This window comes from Mangrovimonas aestuarii (genome assembly GCF_028767185.1).
Lineage (GTDB): Bacteria > Bacteroidota > Bacteroidia > Flavobacteriales > Flavobacteriaceae > Mangrovimonas_B > Mangrovimonas_B aestuarii.
In genome coordinates this window covers 315,595-334,055 of record NZ_JARACK010000002.1, presented here as the reverse complement: position 1 = coordinate 334,055, position 18,461 = coordinate 315,595, and the positions used below count along the sequence as shown (strand labels likewise).

The 18,461-nt window shown below is 33.0% G+C and carries 21 protein-coding genes; all 21 read left to right on the top strand.

Annotated elements, in window-relative coordinates; all coding sequences use genetic code 11:
- Window positions 1-34 precede the first annotated feature (34 nt).
- The 21 genes from PWU04_RS04345 (at window position 35) to PWU04_RS04245 (ending at window position 18,025) form a co-directional block, all read left to right on the top strand.
- Complete coding sequence (locus PWU04_RS04345; RefSeq protein ID WP_274474587.1) at window positions 35-892, top strand: DUF2806 domain-containing protein; 858 nt, start codon at window positions 35-37, stop codon at window positions 890-892.
- Window positions 893-1,161: 269 nt separating this feature from the next.
- The gene (locus tag PWU04_RS04340) at window positions 1,162-1,638 is read left to right on the top strand and encodes a hypothetical protein (protein ID WP_274474586.1); all 477 of its coding nucleotides are present in this window, start codon (window positions 1,162-1,164) and stop codon (window positions 1,636-1,638) included.
- A gap of 145 nt (window positions 1,639-1,783) precedes the next feature.
- Complete coding sequence (locus tag PWU04_RS04335; RefSeq protein ID WP_274474585.1) at window positions 1,784-2,473, top strand: toxin-antitoxin system YwqK family antitoxin; 690 nt, start codon at window positions 1,784-1,786, stop codon at window positions 2,471-2,473.
- 151 nt (window positions 2,474-2,624) lie between these two features.
- A complete protein-coding gene (locus tag PWU04_RS04330; RefSeq protein WP_274474584.1) occupies window positions 2,625-3,095 on the top strand; it encodes a hypothetical protein in 471 nt (156 codons plus the stop codon).
- A gap of 145 nt (window positions 3,096-3,240) precedes the next feature.
- A complete protein-coding gene (locus tag PWU04_RS04325; protein WP_274474583.1) occupies window positions 3,241-4,074 on the top strand; it encodes a hypothetical protein in 834 nt (277 codons plus the stop codon).
- Window positions 4,075-4,232: 158 nt separating this feature from the next.
- On the top strand, window positions 4,233-4,760 hold the full coding sequence (locus PWU04_RS04320) for an STM3941 family protein (RefSeq protein ID WP_274474582.1): 528 nt from the start codon (window positions 4,233-4,235) through the stop codon (window positions 4,758-4,760).
- Between the two features lie 159 nt (window positions 4,761-4,919).
- Window positions 4,920-5,270 (top strand): hypothetical protein, encoded by a 351-nt coding sequence (locus PWU04_RS04315; protein ID WP_053989852.1) that lies wholly within the window; start codon window positions 4,920-4,922, stop codon window positions 5,268-5,270.
- 267 nt (window positions 5,271-5,537) lie between these two features.
- Window positions 5,538-5,915 carry a hypothetical protein gene (locus PWU04_RS04310; protein WP_274474580.1) on the top strand — a complete coding sequence of 126 codons (378 nt, stop codon included), beginning with the start codon at window positions 5,538-5,540 and terminating at the stop codon, window positions 5,913-5,915.
- A 154-nt stretch (window positions 5,916-6,069) separates the two neighbouring features.
- Window positions 6,070-6,891, top strand: coding sequence for a hypothetical protein (locus PWU04_RS04305; RefSeq protein ID WP_274474581.1), 822 nt, complete (start codon window positions 6,070-6,072; stop codon window positions 6,889-6,891).
- Between the two features lie 265 nt (window positions 6,892-7,156).
- Window positions 7,157-7,534 (top strand): hypothetical protein, encoded by a 378-nt coding sequence (locus PWU04_RS04300; RefSeq protein ID WP_274474580.1) that lies wholly within the window; start codon window positions 7,157-7,159, stop codon window positions 7,532-7,534.
- A gap of 137 nt (window positions 7,535-7,671) precedes the next feature.
- Window positions 7,672-8,148, top strand: coding sequence for a hypothetical protein (locus PWU04_RS04295; RefSeq protein WP_274474579.1), 477 nt, complete (start codon window positions 7,672-7,674; stop codon window positions 8,146-8,148).
- 159 nt (window positions 8,149-8,307) lie between these two features.
- Window positions 8,308-8,856: a hypothetical protein gene (locus tag PWU04_RS04290; RefSeq protein ID WP_274474578.1), complete on the top strand. Its 549-nt coding sequence runs from the start codon at window positions 8,308-8,310 to the stop codon at window positions 8,854-8,856.
- Between the two features lie 169 nt (window positions 8,857-9,025).
- Window positions 9,026-10,111: a serine hydrolase domain-containing protein gene (locus tag PWU04_RS04285; RefSeq protein ID WP_274474577.1), complete on the top strand. Its 1,086-nt coding sequence runs from the start codon at window positions 9,026-9,028 to the stop codon at window positions 10,109-10,111.
- A gap of 259 nt (window positions 10,112-10,370) precedes the next feature.
- The gene (locus PWU04_RS04280) at window positions 10,371-11,414 is read left to right on the top strand and encodes a ligand-binding sensor domain-containing protein (RefSeq protein WP_274474576.1); all 1,044 of its coding nucleotides are present in this window, start codon (window positions 10,371-10,373) and stop codon (window positions 11,412-11,414) included.
- A 176-nt stretch (window positions 11,415-11,590) separates the two neighbouring features.
- Complete coding sequence (locus tag PWU04_RS04275) at window positions 11,591-12,385, top strand: cation transporter (protein ID WP_274474575.1); 795 nt, start codon at window positions 11,591-11,593, stop codon at window positions 12,383-12,385.
- A gap of 159 nt (window positions 12,386-12,544) precedes the next feature.
- The gene (locus PWU04_RS04270; RefSeq protein WP_274474574.1) at window positions 12,545-13,093 is read left to right on the top strand and encodes a hypothetical protein; all 549 of its coding nucleotides are present in this window, start codon (window positions 12,545-12,547) and stop codon (window positions 13,091-13,093) included.
- 136 nt (window positions 13,094-13,229) lie between these two features.
- Window positions 13,230-14,078, top strand: a complete 849-nt coding sequence (locus PWU04_RS04265) for a hypothetical protein (protein WP_274474573.1) — start codon at window positions 13,230-13,232, stop codon at window positions 14,076-14,078.
- Between the two features lie 63 nt (window positions 14,079-14,141).
- Window positions 14,142-15,281 (top strand): alpha/beta hydrolase family protein, encoded by a 1,140-nt coding sequence (locus tag PWU04_RS04260; protein WP_274474572.1) that lies wholly within the window; start codon window positions 14,142-14,144, stop codon window positions 15,279-15,281.
- Between the two features lie 283 nt (window positions 15,282-15,564).
- On the top strand, window positions 15,565-15,975 hold the full coding sequence (locus PWU04_RS04255) for a hypothetical protein (protein ID WP_274474571.1): 411 nt from the start codon (window positions 15,565-15,567) through the stop codon (window positions 15,973-15,975).
- A gap of 131 nt (window positions 15,976-16,106) precedes the next feature.
- On the top strand, window positions 16,107-16,421 hold the full coding sequence (locus PWU04_RS04250; RefSeq protein WP_274474570.1) for a hypothetical protein: 315 nt from the start codon (window positions 16,107-16,109) through the stop codon (window positions 16,419-16,421).
- 1,226 nt (window positions 16,422-17,647) lie between these two features.
- Window positions 17,648-18,025 (top strand): hypothetical protein, encoded by a 378-nt coding sequence (locus PWU04_RS04245; RefSeq protein WP_274474569.1) that lies wholly within the window; start codon window positions 17,648-17,650, stop codon window positions 18,023-18,025.
- Window positions 18,026-18,461: the final 436 nt, after the last annotated feature.

Sequence of the window (18,461 nt, the reverse complement as noted above, 5' to 3'; positions counted from 1 at the left end):
GCCAAACCGTTAGAGCACATTAAACAAAACCACTATGGCAATAGTAAAATTTTCAGGAAAACCTATTGAAAAACTGATTGATACTGTTAGTAAAGGAATAGGAATTCTTTACGAACCTAAGAGAATAAAGAAAAAAGCAGATGCTGAGGCCTATCGTGTAGAAAAGCTAGAAGAAGCTAAGGCCAAGGGGTTGATATTAAAGGCTGATGCTGAAATAGAAATAATTGAACGTGCCAAAGAAAGGTTTGCTCATCGAGAAATCAATAGACAAATAAACTTGGAAAATATCGTTGAGAAATCAACGAAACATCTTGGTGAAACAGTCTCTGAACAGCCCGTTGATGAAGATTGGAGAACAAGATTTTTTAATAAAGCCCAAGACGTTACAAACGAAGAAATGCAGGAAATATGGGGTAAAATATTAGCAGAAGAAGTCACTCAACCTGGAAAAATAAGCTTTAGAACACTAGAGGTGATTAGTAATTTATCTAAAACCGAAGCAAAGCTTTTTGAAACAGCTTGCAAAATAGCGTTCAATGATGGTAAGATATTGAAAATGAATTCTGAAAACTCATTTGATGACTATGGTGTAGACTATTCAAGCCTACTTGTTTTAAGGTCTGCAGGGTTAATCTATGATAGTGATACTCTCAATGTAACATACAGTCATATTGACCAATTAGGAGGTACAGTGTTGCAATACGGAAATAAAATAATATTGTGTAGCAAAGAAAATTCGAAGGACTATAAATTTAATCAAGTACTATTCACGCCCTCTGGAGTAGAACTAATGAGAACAGTATCAACAGAAAAGAATTATAAATTTCTAGAGAAGTTTATAGAGTCTCAAAACAAAAACAACAAGCTAGAATTTAAGTACTTGAAACAATAAAAACGTGCTCTAACACTGTATATATCAAATAGGGCATTCGGTGGTTTACGAATGTTCAGTGCCATTTACAAACACCGCCAAATCGTTGATTTGGCTTTTAAGAATGAATAAATTAAAAACAAAATACAACGCTTTGGCTCAGTGCAAGCTTGAATGTTTATCGCTTTCTACTGCCCTACTTGCCATATACTAACCGTTGGCAGTAATTTTAAAAATTACAAATTGTTACAAAAAAAATCAATTTAACATTAGAGCTATTCATGTTAATTATGAAGAAGAATTATTTATTATGCTTTATTTGCTTTACCATTACTTTAATTTTTCAAAGTTGTAATAGCGAATCCAAAACAAATAATTCATCGGTTAATGAGCCTGATAATTCAATTGTTCAAGATAATCTTCCTTACAATCTAGCCACGATTGACTTTAAAAAAACTCAAAAAGAAAGAACGTATGATGCTACACTAACCTATTACCCAGAAATTAATAAGAATAGCTTTATTTATATATGCTTATCTACAGATGTAAAAGCGGATTTTAGTAATATAGACAAAATTGAATTTGATACAATCCCCATTAAAAACGGCAAATTTCCAATTATCTTTCAGACAGGAGGCTCAAAAATACTTAGAGGTTTTGTTTTAGAAAGATACCCCATAAATCCAAGAGATACTATAATAGAAAATGAACCACTTAGATTTTATGAATTAAAAACCTATTTAGAACAAAAAATCAATGTGGAATAAAAATACTACTGCCAACACCGTATAAAAATAATGCGTAGTTTAGTCCTTAACCCAGAGTTCGTGCGTCTTTGGTCACTCTGATTTTCCTACGGAAAATCCTCGGACACAAAACCGCACTATCTTTATACAAACCGTTGCCAGTAATATGAAACAGACCACAATCCTCCTATTTTCAGTATTAGTATTCATATACAGTTGTCAAGACAATTCTTTTAAGAATTGGAAGAAGACAGAAAAAGGATACTACCAAAAAACAATTTCCCCATATAAGCATGATTGGACAAGGATTGACAGAGTTGTTAGCCTAAATGACACTTTGAACGGTTTTTTTGAAGTATTTAATAAAAATGGAACTATAAACCATGAAGGAGAATTTAAAGACGGGAAAATTTACGGAAACTTATATGAATACGATAGCAAAGAACGATTAAAAGAATACAGCTTTATTTTCGACGATTGCGGAGAATGTCATGACCTTCCGTCTGCGCATTATATTTTAGAATATGATTCTATAGGAAAACAAAAAGATTATTCTGGCAAAGCAATCATTAATTGGGATTTAGAGCAAACAGAAATACAATTAAAAGATTCTTTACAATTAAGCGTATTACTTGCAACACCTCCATATTTTATGACTGAATTAGTTGTCCTAGATTTGGATTCAAATGAAGAGCTTAAAGTAATTTCTAATCCTAAAAATAATAACAGAATAAAAGTAGGCTTTACTGCAAGTGGCAATAAACGACTAGGGATCCACTATAGGCTAATCCAAGAAGACAGTCCAACAGGAATGATTTCGACAGCTGAATTTGAAAACATAAAAGTATTTGAATAAAATACTACTGGCAACACCATGTATAGTTTATTGCTTCGGACGTTTCCTTCGGAAAGTCCTTGCGGCTGAACTATGGGTGTCGACAAAATCCTATCTTTATGCTTAAGCAACAAACCATACACAAACCGTTGTAGCACATTCAAGAAAATCTATGAGTAAAATTTTGATATTACCGCTGTTGATTATCATTTCTTCTCTTAGCTTGGGAAATTTAACTCAAGTCGAATATGAAAAAAACCTAAAAACTGCATCTAAGTTGTACTTAGAAAAAAAGAAAATCCCTGAGTCGATTTTATTAAAGCTAGTTCCTGAAAATAATACAGAATTCGGAATCTATTATGGGACAACTGAACCAGATCATAAACTAGCGGAAAAGGACTTTTTCTATGACACATCTCGACTGATTTTTGAAAAAGTAACTTCTGAAAAAAATAATGACTTCTATTTACCTTGTTTAAAGCTAATAAGTTTCGCTGACGGAGAATTTGCTGAGGAATTTATTGAATATTTGGAATTGATAATAGAAATGGATAATGAAAAATTCTGCAAATCAATAAAGGACAAGGAATACGCTAAACATAATCCTATCAAATATTACTCGGAATTAAATAATTGCAAATAAAAAAACGTGCTACAACACCGTATAAAAATAATGCTTAGTTTTAGGTTTGACAGAGAGTTCGTGCGTCTTTGGTCACTCTGATTTTCCTGCGGAAAATCCTCGGACTCAAAACCGCACTATCTTTATACAAACCGTTAGCCACAATATGAGAATCACAATAGTCATAATATATCTGCTTTCTGTTGGACTGGTAAATGCCCAGACACTTAACAACTTTGGTAAGACTCCCGAAAGGATTGAAAAATCAATCACTACTGATGAGCTCTTGAAGAAATTAAATTGGCAATCAATCAAAGAATTCTGTAAAAGCAATGATGGCTTTTATTCGTATGAAAGAAATAATGGGTTACTAACTGAGTATGAGTATGTGAAGCAGGGTCGAGTAGAATCATTTGAAATCATAAGCTTCAATGGGTACGTTTTGGAATTCTATTTTGATATACCTCAATCGAAAAGAACAAATGAACATTTCTTCGACAAAAAATTATGGCTTCAGTACGTGAACGAAATGATTCCTGAGCTGCCCGATAGTCTTTTGCTAACTGAAGACGAACCAACAGATTTATTGAAAGGATTTTACAGATTACTTGGTGTCGATGCTGTAGATGAATATGGATGGATTTGTGAATACTCTACAGTTGGGATGCCACCTAAGCGAAGACAAGGAGTAATTTCCTTAATTGAGAACAATCGAATTGACTTACTTAGAAAACTGATGAATCATTCGAATCCACAAATCAAATTATACGCTATTGATGCTTTAATTTACTTGGACAATCAATCAAATATCCTAACCGATAAAGATTGGCAATCCATCTTCGAATTTAGAGATAGTCGAACAACAATAAGAACCTGTGGCAATATGGGTTCCTATAAGTTTTACGAAACACCAATCGCTGACCTTCTTTCGAAGAAAGCAATTAAGGACATCCCTAAGAGCTATAAGATGTTGAAAGGAATAGGCTATTTAAATAAATAAAGTGGCTAACACCGTGTAAAAATAATTGCTTGGTTCTCGCCTACTCGGAAAATCCTACTGATTTTCCTCTGGTTCGTTCCATTTTTAGTAAGTTAGTTGCTTGCACACGCAACTATCCTTACACAAACCGTTGTAAGTAATTAAACCAAAAATCGAAAATGGAAGAAAAAATAATAGAAATAAGTAAGATTAAAATAATTGGATTAATTGGACTATCTCTAATCTTCGTCTTATTAGGAATATGGATTGCATATTATGCTCCAATTGTTGAAATCGAAATATTAAACAACAATATTTTTCGTAAATCAATTGGGTTTCTTTCAATTATTTTCTTTGGAATAATTGGAATTATAATTTCAAAAAAACTATTTGAAAACAAGTATGGAATAAAAATTAATGATAATGGAATATATGATAACTCAACTTCTATAAATTCAGGCTTGATAAGGTGGGAGAATATTGAACGAATTGAAAAAAGCAAAGTTGTTAATCAGAATTTTATAAGAGTTATTGTTAATAATCCAAACGAATTTATTGGAAGACAGACTAGCTTGCTGAAAAGAAAAAATGTAGAAACTAATTTTAAAAAATTTGGTTCACCTATTCAAATATCTGCAAATGGCTTGAAAATTGGATTTAACGAATTGTACGAATTAATAACGGAAGAATTTAATAAACGAAAATAACTACTTACAACACCGTGTATAATTCATTGCTTCTGATTTTCCTCACGGAAAATCCTCGCAACTTTATTATCTTAGTTTCTTAACCCGAAAATCCTGCGGATTTTCACGCAACGAAACTATACACAAACCGTTGTGCATAATTACCAAAAAAGAGTGAAATTGACATTTAGAGAAATTTTCGACCAGACAAAACAATATTATCCATCTAAAATTGATATTTCTGACGGAAAATTGGTTGAAAAAAGTAGTGGAAAATTTAAAACGTTATCACAGTGTTGGAACAACGCAGAATTGAAAACCGCAAATGAATCTGACTTTATAAAATTAATGGTTTGGGGAATTTTCTGTGCTTATCACAAAAAGTCAATTGATAACTTTATAAACGGAAAAAAAACCGTTTCTCTATCTGAATTGGATATGGACTATTTAAAATATAAGTTTGAGGAAAGTTTATTTGAGAAAGAATATAACTATTATGCAAACTTAAGAGCTGACTATAAATCTAAATAAAAACTATGCACAACACAGTGTATAATTCATTGCTTCTGATTTTCCTCACGGAAAATCCTCGCAACTTTACTATCTTAGTTTCTTAACCCGAAAATCCTAGCGGATTTTCACGCAACGAAACTATACACAAACCGTTGTAAAACATTATCAAAACCTATATGACAGATAAAAAAAGATGGACATTGGTAATAATCATTGTTCTTATTTCAGTATTGATTGGAGCATTATCCGTATTATTTTCAAATTAACTAAAGACAGTATCCTAAAATGATATCACCTATTAGAATTGTTGATTCTGGGGCTGAAGTTGAACTTTATACTGGAATATTTAGTGTTTATGTTCTCGGAGGATGGGACATAGACATGGGAGATTTTACTTTTTCTTTAACTAATACAAAAAGTGGTAGAGTAATAAAACCAAAGGTTACTCGATGGAAAGTGCAGTCTTATGAATTTGGAGAAAAAGCCAAAAAAATTATGGTTTTAGACATTCCTGAAAGTGGAAATTATTCAATTGAATTCAAAAATCAAGATAGCCTAAAAGTTTGGACATCAGAATTACCTTTTATTTCTGGTTTACCATTTATTACCAGATTAATTACACTACCTGCAGAAAAACAATATATTCAAATTGCTATTAAATAAAACGTTTTACAACACCGTGTACAGTTCATTGCTTCGGACATTTCCTGCGGAAAGTCCTCGCGGCTGAACTATGGGTATCGACAAAATCCTATCTTTACGCTTAAGCAACAAACCATACACAAACCGTTGTGTAGCATTTGAACCAAAACAGAATATGAGAGACGATTTTACAAAAAAAACTAAAGAAATTTTAGCCAAAAGAGTTGGATTGTTATGTTCAAATCCCAAATGTAGAAAACCGACAAGTGGACCAAATTCTGACCAAAATAAATCTACGAATATTGGAGTAGCTGCTCATATTACTGCGGCTTCGGTTGGAGGACCAAGATACAACACTAGCTTGACACCTGACGAAAGGACAAGTATTACTAACGGAATTTGGCTTTGTCATACTTGTTCTGTACTAATTGACAGAGATGAAGACACATATAAAGAGGAAACTTTAGAAAAGTGGAAAGAAGATGCGGAAAAGGAAATGCAACAAAAAATTGAAGGAATTTCAAATAATACGACTACACCTTTCATAGAAGTTGACTTGATTTGGACACACGGAGGAAGAATGCATAATGGATTTAGTTCAAAAAATCTAGAAATGGAGCAGCCTATTCCAGCAGGTACTGATTTGTATGCTCATTGGAATTTACGCTGGAATTTTAGCTTTGTAATTCATAATAATTCAGAAGTTCCAGCTTATAACCTTAGATTAATTGAGAACGATAAATTAAGATTTAATTATTTAGAAAAATTACCAAAAATCAATAATATACAGCCATTTAAATCGACAGAAGTTCAGGCAAATTATGCAAGATATTTTCATGGAAAAAGTGAAGAAGCTGATGAAATATTAAAACCTTGGATTCCAGAAGAATTAAACGGATTAACAGTAGAGATTATTTACTTTGACTCAGAACGGATTGAACATAAAACTGTATTTGAAATTGATTCAGGGGAAATTATTAACAGAAAAGAATATTAAAAACGCTACACAACAATGGCTATAAGTAATTGCTTCTTCTCGCCTACTTCTGAAAATCCTAGCGGATTTTCAGTTTTGTGTGTACTTGCAAAGTTTCGTGCCAGCCCACGCAACTACTCATAGCCGAGACCGTTGTAAAACATTATCAAAACCTATATGACAGATAAAAAAAGATGGACATTGGTAATAATCATTGTTCTTATTTCAGTATTGATTGGAGCATTATCCGTATTATTTTCAAATTAACTAAAGACAGTATCCTAAAATGATATCACCTATTAGAATTGTTGATTCTGGGGCTGAAGTTGAACTTTATACTGGAATATTTAGTGTTTATGTTCTCGGAGGATGGGACATAGACATGGGAGATTTTACTTTTTCTTTAACTAATACAAAAAGTGGTAGAGTAATAAAACCAAAGGTTACTCGATGGAAAGTGCAGTCTTATGAATTTGGAGAAAAAGCCAAAAAAATTATGGTTTTAGACATTCCTGAAAGTGGAAATTATTCAATTGAATTCAAAAATCAAGATAGCCTAAAAGTTTGGACATCAGAATTACCTTTTATTTCTGGTTTACCATTTATTACCAGATTAATTACACTACCTGCAGAAAAACAATATATTCAAATTGCTATTAAATAAAACGTTTTACAACACCGTGTACAGTTCATTGCTTCGGACATTTCCTGCGGAAAGTCCTCGCGGCTGAACTATGGGTATCGACAAAATCCTATCTTTACGCTTAAGCAACAAACCATACACAAACCGTTGTAAAACATTTGAAAAGAGCATTTTACATAACATTAATATTTGGGATTCTGATTAGTTGTTCGGAAAACAAAACAATATCTGAAATCCAAAACTATGTTAACGGAATTGAAGCTCGGACTGACTTAAATGAATCCATAACAGAGTTTAATACAGAAGACTTAAACGGAGAAATAGTGGGCGGAACTTCAATTTATGAACTGACTGATAAGAAAAATAATCTTTACCGAATAATAACCGAAACTGCTCAACCAAATGACTCGACTGCAAACTTCGAATTTTATTATAAAGACAAAGAATTGGTGTTTGTTAAAGTCCTACAATTTAAAAATAACTCAACCGAATTGGATACAATTATAAACAGCGAATTATATTATAAAAAGGGGAAATTAATTAAACAAATTGACCGAAAACCAACTGAACTAAATTCTGAGCAAATAAAATTGTTGGCTGAATCTTATACTGTTAACGGACTTGGAACTGAATAAAAAAACGTTTTACAACACCGCCTATAGTTCCTTCGGACATTTCCTGCGGAAAGTCCTTGCGGCTGAACTATGGGTGTCGACAATAACCTATCTTTACGCTTAGCAACAAACCATACACAAACCGTTGGCAAACATTAGAAAACACCCCAAAATTTAATAATGAGATACTTATTCCTGATTTTAGTTCTAATCTTGAACGGATGTGTAATTACGAATACGCCAGGATTTTATAACGGTTACAAAAAACTTTCTGTAACCGAAAAGGAGAATGTAATCTTTCTAGAAGACAGCTCTAGTATAAGTAATTTGAGTAATGAAGGGCGAGTAGTTGCTATAAATGGTAAACAACTAAAGACCTATTCGAAAGAAGTCGATTCACTTTTAATATACAGGTGGGGACCACACTGTTCAGCCGAATCATGCATTTTAATCTCAGCATGCCAAGAATACTGTAATTCCAAAAATTATAAACTTGCTGTTGTAGCAGAATATTATGATATGCAAATAATGTACGGACAGAATACTGCCGATTTACCTATTTTAATACCCAATCACAAATATTATGGCAAATACTACGCAAACAGCTTAAATAAGAAGTTTACCGAAGACTTACTTGTAGAGACAAATCAGAAATATGATCCTGCAAATGGGAGATTTCTTCTTTTATCTCGTGGTAAAATTGTCAGACAAATAAAGGAGCTTTATTAAAAATAACATTTGCCAACACCATGTATAGTATCATTGCTGCGGAAAGTCCTTGCGGCTGAACTACGGGTGGCGTCAAAATCCTATCTTTACGCTTAAGCAACAAACCATACACAAACCGTTATGTGCAAGACGAAAAAACATCGTGTATTTCAATAAACCTATTAGATTAATGAAAATTTCAGCAATTATAAAATTGACGTCCTTCTTATTCCTATGTACAATAAGTCAAACTGTTTTTTCACAAAATTCAAAAATAATTGCCGACAGCATTGCTATGGAGCATTTTAAGGATTCTACAAACATTGGTTTGAGCATCGGAATAATTAAGAACGATTTTGTTGATACATATTATTACGGTGGGAAATACGTCAGAGAACAAAAAGATATTGACAGCACCACTCTATTCGAAATTGGTTCTGTTACAAAATTATATACCGCTTATATTCTTGCCTCTCTTGAAACCGAAGAAAAGATAGACCGATTTGACCTTTTGTCAAAGTACCTGCCCGATAGTGTTTATATTGATAAGAAATGGTCGTCAAAAATAAGGTTAGTGGATTTAGCTACTCACATATCTGGACTTCCACAATTCGAGAGTACAAAAAGTCTTATGAATTTAGAAGGTTTCGACGAGAACAATCCCTATGGCATTTTTACTGAAAGTTTTATGATGAGAGTTCTTAAAGAAACTGACACTCTAAATAACTATGGACAAATTAACTATTCCAACTTTGGCATTGGACTTTTAGCCTATGCACTCGAGAAATCTCAAAACTTATCTTTCGAGCAGTTGTTTGAAATATACTTGATTGACAAACATAATCTTGAAAACACCTTTTTAAAATTGACGGAGAACGAGCTTACTGATATTGCAATACCGCATAGAAAATCCGAGAAAATGCCTTTGATTCAATTAGCAAGTTTAAGTCCATCGGGTAGCATCAAAACATCGATGCCAGATTTATTGGAATTCTTGGAATTACATATCAGAAAACCCAAAAATGTTGCGAATGTGATTGACATTGTCCTTCAGGACCAGCTAAATGGACCAGAACAGACTGTTGGTCTGGGTTGGGGAATTTACAAAGTGGAAAACGAAACCGTTTATTTCCATAATGGTGGAACTTACGGAAGTTCCAGTATAGTTATAATAGTTCCAGAAAAATCAGTCGGAATTGCAATTTTATCGAACAACAGTTCAGACCGTCAATTGACATCTTATGCATTGACAATGATTAAAAAATTAATTGAATGAAATAATGCTTAAAGTCCTGTACATAACAACGGCTATAAGTAATGCGGGATTAGGTGCTTTACCAAAAATAAATTGATATTTTGCAACGACCGCCAAAACCTTGTTTTGGCTTTTGAAATGATAAGATAAAAACCCAGAAACAAGGTTTTGGCTCTGTGTCCAACCGAAAGGAAAGTACAAATTTGCGCCCGCACTACTCATAGCCACGACCGTTAGCAGTAACTCTGAAACGACCTTGCAAAGATTAAACAGAACGACAATGAAACTAAACATACTTTTATTTCTTAGCTTTTTATCTCTGTTGACTTCGTGCAATGGTCAGACAACTGATAAGAAAAATAACTCAAACCCATTTATAAATGGCGATACAGTAATGGAACTTGGAAGCAGTATAATGGTTGTTTACCAAGACAAGAAAAATGTTTATTGGTTTGGAAGTTGGGAAACAGGAGTTTATAGATATGATGGAAAGAAATTGATTAATTACACAACAAAGCACGGTTTGCCAAACAATAGAGTTGATGAAATAAAACAAGATGAATCTGGTAATATATACTTCACCAGTTTTTATCCAAAGCCGACCATTGTTAAGTTTAACGGAAATACATTTACAACATTAGCTTCAGTCCCCAGCAATGTTTGGCAACTTAAATCCACAGATTTATGGTTTAAACATACGTACGATTTAGAAAATTACGTTTATCGGTATGACGGTACAACTTTACATAAATTGAAGTTGCCTGAACCACCAAGTCTGCCCAATCCTTTTGGAGTCTACAGTATTTATAAAGACACAAAAGGAAATATTTGGTTTGGTACAAACCCTGTTGGTGTTTGCCGATATGATGGGAAATCGTTTGATTGGATAACCGAAGAAGATGTGACCGAATTTCGTAACGAAGGTGCTAACGGAGTGCGTTCAATTACGGAAGATAAAAATGGTGACTTTTGGTTCAATACCGAAAACCGTTATAGTATTTATGACAGCTTAACATTAAAAAGCAATAAGTTTTATACAAGACACGAAAGCATAGGTAGTTTAGATGGGAAAAATACAAGTGGCCTAAATGAGTATCTATCAACAGTAAAAGACAACAATAATAATTTATGGTTTGTAACTTATCGAAATGGCGTTTGGAAATACGATGGGACGAAAATTACTCATTATGCCGTTCAAGAAAACTCACAAGACATTATACTATTTAGCATTTACAAAGACAACAATGGTGACCTTTGGCTTGGAACACACGATAACGGAGCATATAAGTTTAACGGTCAAGAATTTGAGAAGTTTAAACCATAACAAAAAAAAGAGCAGCTGCTAATAGCGTGTATAATTCATTGCGTCCGATTTTCCTCTCGGAAAATCCTCGCAATTTTGCTATCTTAGTTTCTTAACCCCGAAAATCCTGCGGATTTTCACGCAATGAAACTATACGCAAACCGTTGTGGTTAATGTCAAAAAAACCGAGAAACTAAATGAATAAAACAATATTTGAGATTACCAAAATGGACTGTCCTTCAGAGGAAAATCTAATCCGAATGAAATTGGACGGAATCTCAAGTATTGCGAATTTGGTCTTTGACATTCCAAACCGAAAACTGACCGTTTTTCACAGCGGACAAATCGACCAAATCGAAAAGTCAGTTATTGAACTGAATTTAGGCGGAAAGAAAATCTCGACTGAACAAACTGACCAAACGGAATTTAATGAAAATGCAAACCAGAAAAAACTACTCTGGACTGTACTCGGAATCAATTTCGCCTTTTTCCTAATCGAAATGACAACTGGAATAATCTCAAAGTCAATGGGATTAGTTGCTGATAGTTTGGATATGCTTGCCGACAGTTTTGTTTACGGAATCAGTCTTTTTGCAGTTGGAGGAACTCTGACAAGAAAAAAACGAATTGCGAAACTTGCTGGATATTTTCAAATAACACTTGCGATAATTGGATTTGTCGAAGTTTTAAGGAGATTTTTAGGAGACGAGAAACTTCCCAACTTTTCGACAATGATAATTGTGTCGATTTTTGCACTTATTGCAAACGGAATTTGTCTTTATATTTTACAAAAGTCAAAAAGTAAAGAAGAAGCTCATATGAAAGCAAGTATGATTTTCACTTCAAATGACGTGATTATCAATTTGGGAGTTATTATTGCGGGACTTTTGGTAAATTGGTTGAGTTCAAGCAAACCTGATTTGATTATCGGATCAATAGTTTTTGTTTTAGTAATTCAAGGAGCTTTTAGAATTTTAAAATTGAGTAAATAAATAAAAAAAACTAACCACAACAATTGCTATAAGTAATTGCTTGTTCTCGCCTACTTCTGAAAATCCTAGCGGATTTTCAGTTCGGTGCGTACTTGCAAAGTCAACTGCTAAACCATGCAACTACTCATAGCGGAGACCGTTTTGCATAATTTATGAAATATGACTGATCAGAAAATAACTTGGAAATATCTTTTAGTTTGTATAGGTGCCGTATTTTTTACTTGGATTACCCATGAATTAACTCATTGGTTTACAAGTGAATCACTTGGATATGATTCATTACTGACACTAAACAAAGTATCACCAATATCTGGGCAAAAATATACTGAACTGCATAATGTCTATGTTTCGGCTTCGGGACCTTTAATCACTATTATGCAAGCAGTAATTGTTTATATATTTCTTATTAAGAGAAACTGGAATAAGTTGGTTTATCCTTTCTTGTTCACTCCACTATACATGAGGCTGCTTGCCGGGGGGATGAATTTTATTAATCCAAATGATGAAGGAAGAATAAGTGAATACTTTGGATTAGGAGTTTTTACGTTATCTATTCTTGTTAGTGTCATCTTATTTTATTTGGTTTATAAGATCTCAAATAGGTATAAATTGGGTTGGAAATTTAATACGTGGACAACCATATTAATAATGTTCGCTAGTTCTATCTTGATATTATCAGATCAATTACTTCATATTAGAATTCTCTAAACTAAAGACTATGCACAACAGCACCTATACTCCACCGCAAAATTCCCTATATTCAAAATGCGGCGATAGTATATCTGCAAACCGTTAGTAGCAATAAGAACCAAGATAGTACGTTAAAATGGAAAACTATAAAATTATGAAACCAACACAAATTATTTCTCGCTGCTTTTTATTTTTAGGATTATTTTCTTTCATGATTTCTTGTTCATCTGATGATGATTCATCAAATTCAAACACTCAAAATCAGATAGAAAACACAGTACAATCTGGAACTTGGATTATAACTAATTTTGTTGACTCTGGGAATAACGAAACTGGACATTTTCTTTGCTATTCCTTTGAATTTAATTCTAATGGAACTCTAACAGCAACAAGCCAAAACAATACATATAATGGCACTTGGAGTATAACTGATAGTAATAGTAATGATGATAGTTCCGACGACCTTGATTTTAACATTAACTTTAATCTCACAAACGAATTTGAAGATTTAAATGACGATTGGGATATAGTCAGTTATACCTCAAATTCAATTGTACTAATTGATGTTAGTGGAGGAAATGGAGGAACAGATAACTTGACTTTTGAAATTGGAACACCAAGCGGAAACTGTACTTCGTCAACTCAATCTACAATACAGGATAATGTTTCAAGCGGAACTTGGCGTATTACAAGTTTTATCGATTCAGGAACGGATGATACAAATCATTTTACAGGTTATGATTTCACATTTAATAGTTCTGGAGTTCTAAATGCTAATAATGGAACAAATAATTATGATGGTACTTGGAGTATAACCGATAGTAACAGTAATGATGATAGCCTAGATGATTTAGACTTCAACATCAACTTCAATCTGACTAATGACTTTGAAGATTTAAACGATGATTGGGATTTCATTTCTCAAACTGCAACTAAAATTGAATTGATTGATATTAGTGGTGGAAATGGTGGTACTGACTATTTAACATTTGAGAAAAACTAAATTACTGCTGCCAACAATTTATAAAATTAATTGCAGGGTCATTGCCCATTTGGAAAAATCCAAATGGATTTTTCTGCTTCTCTGTTGTTTGCTGACTTAAAGCAAATACACGCAACTAAATTATACAAACCTTTGGCGATTATGAAAATGAAACTATATATCACATTTCTACTCTTTCTTTTTTGCCGTATAATTAATGCTCAATCGATTTTAATTAAGGAGCTTAATGTGCAAAATGAATCGGAAGGTGTAGTTCTCTCAGGGACTTTAACCTTACCTGAAGGAGATGGCCCATTTTTAGGGGTTGTATTAGTTGCTGGATCCGGTAAAATGGATCGTGACCAAACTTATGAAGGTCATAAATTCTTCAGTGTACTTTCTAATTATCTTGCCGAAAATGGTATTGCTTCTTACAGGTATGACAAAAGAGGAGTAGGAAAATCAACTGGTGATTTCAACACAGCCACACTTGAAACATTTGCTTCGGATGCTAACGTGGCTTTGAAAGCTCTTAAAATGAATTTAAAAATAAGTAAGGTGGGGTTTATTGGCCAGAGTGAAGGAACTAAAGTAGCTTCTATGGCAGCTTTAAAAAATGAAGATTGTGACTTTTTAGTCTTAATGGCTCCCTATGCTCTTCCTTCAGACCAAGGTCTTTTACTTCAAACACAAGCAATGCTTAAAGCAAGAGGTATAGAAAAAGAAAAAATTCAAAAACAAATTGAAATTGAGTCACAAATCTGGGAATTAATTAAAACAAGTCATGATATTGGCCAAATAAGAGAAAAGGCTAAAAAAATTATTGAAAATAATCTTGAAGATTACTTATATATAAATGATAAAAATGAAGAAGATATCGAAAAGGCTATTGAAGAGAATTTGAATTGGTTTGTAAATTCAATAAACCTTGACGAAATGAGAAACTATAATGATACAAACTTTTTATCTAAACTTAATTGCGATGTTTATGCAGTTACTGGAGACAAAGATCTATATGTTGTATACCCTAATGATTTTAACCAAGTAAAATCACTTCTTGAATCCAATAACAAAATAGAAAGTACTTTTAAAATTTACCCAGGATTAAATCACCTATTTCAGAACTGTAAGACGGGATTACCAGAAGAGGTTAGTGAGATTTCTGAAACAATAGATACTCAAGTAATGATGGATATAACGGAATGGATAAATAAGAAAAGATAACTATCGCCAACACCTTGTATGGTTCATTGCTTCGGACGTTTCCTGCGGAAAGTCCTTGCGGCTGAACTATGGGTGTCGACAAAATCCTATCTTTACGCTTAAGCAACAAACCATACACAAACAGTTGGGCTCAAACCTTGTTAAATATTAATCTATGGAAGAAATTGATGAAATAAAACCTGCGAGACAGAAAAACAAACTAGACACCGGAGTCGTAATTGGACTCATTGCAATACTAATAAACTTAATCACCGTATCAGTTTACATTTATCAAGCAAGTATAATGAGAGAACAGCTCCATGCTTCATCATGGCCACATCTAGAATGGATACTTGTGTTTAATGAAGAAACTGGACTCCAACTTGAGGTGACAAATAATGGGGTGGGACCCGCATTGATAAAAGACGTTAACATGAAATTAAATGGAAAAGAGATAAAGCCGGACTCACTCTTTATTGAACTATTAGGGACAGGCTATTTCCCACATTTGACCAACAGGATAGAAAATAGGGTATTGTCATCTCAAAATTCAATTAGACCGTTTCAGATAGCAGATCCAGAATGGGCCGATAAAATATTCGTAAAACTTGATTCTAGTAACTTTGAATTTAAGGTGTGTTATGAATCTATATACGGTGACAGATGGACTACGACTGGTACTTCAGTGACAAAGGGAAGTAATTGCGACAAATGATTCGATGAGGGTTGTTCGGCCAGCGCCCAACAATAGCTAAATCGACAATAGAGGCTATGCGCAACTACTGCATTTAGCCTGACCGATGTGGATAATTAAGCCTAAACTACATTGAAAAATAATCGTGCAAGATGGCAAACAAATATATTTTCTGGAAAGGATATTCTAAAGAAAGTAAGTATACAGCTCTTGAGAAAATAAATGAAATTATAAATAATTCAGGTGATGTAGTTGATGTTAAACAGTTTTCTGACCTCTCAATGTCATTAAAAATTGAACTTGAAGAGCAAAAAATCGATAAACTTTATTTAGACTTACAAAATTATATTGAAATGGATGATTTTGATAAATTAGATTCAAGTTCAATTCGTGAAAGAACAATTTTTTTAAACATTTCTTTCTCCTTAGGAAAAGGAAATTTAGAAGTTGCTGTTCCACATGTTTAGCTTTTAAAAATGAATACTAAACTATCTGTAGCCTTACCCTTTTTAGGGAAGGCTACACCTACTCTATACTAAAAGACCTACCTTTAACTAACAACAATTCCTACTCTGAAAAATTTCCGATTTTTCCTAACAACGGTATTATAGACTAACCGTTTGCGATCATTTAAGAAAAGTCGTCTGAATCAAGTATAATAATTGAACTTGAACTAATCTGGACAATTAAAATATTGAATTTAATAACTTAATAGAATACTATGCTCATTGACATCTATCCAAAATTACCGATGCATGACAAAAATGTGACACAGGAATTTTACTCAAACCAGCTAGGATTTAAAGAATATGGTATTGCTGATTTTTACGGATAATTGATGATGGAAAAGACAAGATCCAAATCCATTTTTTTGAATTTAAAGAGCTTACCCCAGACAGTAACTTATTGACTTTCGGACAAAATATTTGAAATCAAAAAGGAATAAAAACGAACAGCCAACAGTGTCTATAAGCAATTTATTGTTTTCACCTGCTTCTAAAAAATCATTGCGGATTTTAACTTTTTGCGTACTTTCAAATTTAAGTAAAACTACTGGCAACCATTCATAGCTGATGTGTTGTGCAACATTAGAACGAAAACAATGAAATATATTTACTGTCTTTTGTTAATCTTTACTTCAAATAGTCTTGTCGGGCAAGCAATAACCGAAGGGTTAGAAGCTGAAATTAAGAGACGAATAGATCTGGAATTAAATCCAAGCCTTGCCATCGGAATTTTATTCCCTGACGGAAGCACGGATTTTTATGGGTTTGGTTAGTTCGATGGCAGTAATAATCAACCAGACAGTTTAACCCTTTTTGAAATAGGTTCTGTGACCAAGACTTTCACTGCCTCCCTGGCTAACATCTACCTGAAAGATTATTTGAACAGACCTTTATCAGCCATTTTTACTGAAATTAAAAATGATTGTGCTGACATCCTTTAACCTTCTTTGTAAGTAGAAAGTCTACGGTTTTCATTCTTTATTTATTGCTCTGTATAAATAACGCCTTACAACAATAGCAATAATTAATTGCTTGCCCTCACCTACTTTGTAAATTACTGCGTAATTTCCAACTTGGTACATACTTGCTAAGTTAACCGCTAAAACACTCAGCTACTCATAGCTACAACTTTAGTTTTTATTAAGAAAAAATTACCATCAATAAAAATTAAACCTATTTTTGCATAAATGAAAGGAAATCTCAAAGCAAATAAAATAATTACAATTTTGTCAATTTTTGGAATTGTAGTATTGCTTTTACTTTCACCTTGTAAGGTTAGGAATTTTATTCAAGCGGAAATAGGTATTCCTCTAACTAAAGTCTTAAACAAGAGCCAATCTACAATTTCTCAATCAAATTGCCAGACTTTTCAGTTTTCTGAAATCAACCAAAATAATTCAAAACCAACATTTCAGCAATTTGATTTACTAATTTCAGAAATTTTTTGGCTTGATTTTACAAGCTATTCAACCAAGCATCCTCTTAACCTTACAATATTAAATAAACAGCAGGCAACTAATGTTCCGCTGTATATTTTATATCAAAACCTCAAGATTCATTCGTAATTGATTTTTTAAAATAAAATTTATGTAGTTACTACAGCTACATCTTTATCAATTACAAATAGTTCAAATGTAATTTCAAGAAAAAAATTGAGGTTAACTACAAGTCTGTAGTTATACTTCCCATAATACTTAGCTTAATTTTTATAGTAGCTAGTATCAGTCATTTTTTTAACACAGAAAAAACCGTTAGTAGGATAGAAAATACTCCTATCGGACTTATTGGAAATATTCAAGGAACACCTTAGACAGCCATTGTTCTATCAGGTATTATACTGCTAAATAAGGGCATTTCATTGCTTATTGGATTCAAAAATCAGATATCTGCAATAGTGGTAATAACTGTTTTAATTCCAATTACACTAACAATCCAAGTTAGGTAAATGACAACATTAGGAGCGATTTTTTTAGAATACAGCCATACTTGACGGATTTCTTT

What these genes read in the sequence shown, in the direction of transcription:
- PWU04_RS04345 (WP_274474587.1), top strand. Translation starts at nt 35, where the DNA reads ATGGCAATAGTAAAATTTTCAGGAAAACCTATTGAAAAACTGATTGAT.
- PWU04_RS04340 (WP_274474586.1), top strand. Translation starts at nt 1,162, where the DNA reads ATGAAGAAGAATTATTTATTATGCTTTATTTGCTTTACCATTACTTTA.
- PWU04_RS04335 (WP_274474585.1), top strand. Translation starts at nt 1,784, where the DNA reads ATGAAACAGACCACAATCCTCCTATTTTCAGTATTAGTATTCATATAC.
- PWU04_RS04330 (WP_274474584.1), top strand. Translation starts at nt 2,625, where the DNA reads ATGAGTAAAATTTTGATATTACCGCTGTTGATTATCATTTCTTCTCTT.
- PWU04_RS04325 (WP_274474583.1), top strand. Translation starts at nt 3,241, where the DNA reads ATGAGAATCACAATAGTCATAATATATCTGCTTTCTGTTGGACTGGTA.
- PWU04_RS04320 (WP_274474582.1), top strand. Translation starts at nt 4,233, where the DNA reads ATGGAAGAAAAAATAATAGAAATAAGTAAGATTAAAATAATTGGATTA.
- PWU04_RS04310 (WP_274474580.1), top strand. Translation starts at nt 5,538, where the DNA reads ATGATATCACCTATTAGAATTGTTGATTCTGGGGCTGAAGTTGAACTT.
- PWU04_RS04305 (WP_274474581.1), top strand. Translation starts at nt 6,070, where the DNA reads ATGAGAGACGATTTTACAAAAAAAACTAAAGAAATTTTAGCCAAAAGA.
- PWU04_RS04300 (WP_274474580.1), top strand. Translation starts at nt 7,157, where the DNA reads ATGATATCACCTATTAGAATTGTTGATTCTGGGGCTGAAGTTGAACTT.
- PWU04_RS04290 (WP_274474578.1), top strand. Translation starts at nt 8,308, where the DNA reads ATGAGATACTTATTCCTGATTTTAGTTCTAATCTTGAACGGATGTGTA.
- PWU04_RS04285 (WP_274474577.1), top strand. Translation starts at nt 9,026, where the DNA reads ATGAAAATTTCAGCAATTATAAAATTGACGTCCTTCTTATTCCTATGT.
- PWU04_RS04280 (WP_274474576.1), top strand. Translation starts at nt 10,371, where the DNA reads ATGAAACTAAACATACTTTTATTTCTTAGCTTTTTATCTCTGTTGACT.
- PWU04_RS04275 (WP_274474575.1), top strand. Translation starts at nt 11,591, where the DNA reads ATGAATAAAACAATATTTGAGATTACCAAAATGGACTGTCCTTCAGAG.
- PWU04_RS04270 (WP_274474574.1), top strand. Translation starts at nt 12,545, where the DNA reads ATGACTGATCAGAAAATAACTTGGAAATATCTTTTAGTTTGTATAGGT.
- PWU04_RS04265 (WP_274474573.1), top strand. Translation starts at nt 13,230, where the DNA reads ATGAAACCAACACAAATTATTTCTCGCTGCTTTTTATTTTTAGGATTA.
- PWU04_RS04260 (WP_274474572.1), top strand. Translation starts at nt 14,142, where the DNA reads ATGGATTTTTCTGCTTCTCTGTTGTTTGCTGACTTAAAGCAAATACAC.
- PWU04_RS04255 (WP_274474571.1), top strand. Translation starts at nt 15,565, where the DNA reads ATGAGAGAACAGCTCCATGCTTCATCATGGCCACATCTAGAATGGATA.
- PWU04_RS04250 (WP_274474570.1), top strand. Translation starts at nt 16,107, where the DNA reads ATGGCAAACAAATATATTTTCTGGAAAGGATATTCTAAAGAAAGTAAG.
- PWU04_RS04245 (WP_274474569.1), top strand. Translation starts at nt 17,648, where the DNA reads ATGAAAGGAAATCTCAAAGCAAATAAAATAATTACAATTTTGTCAATT.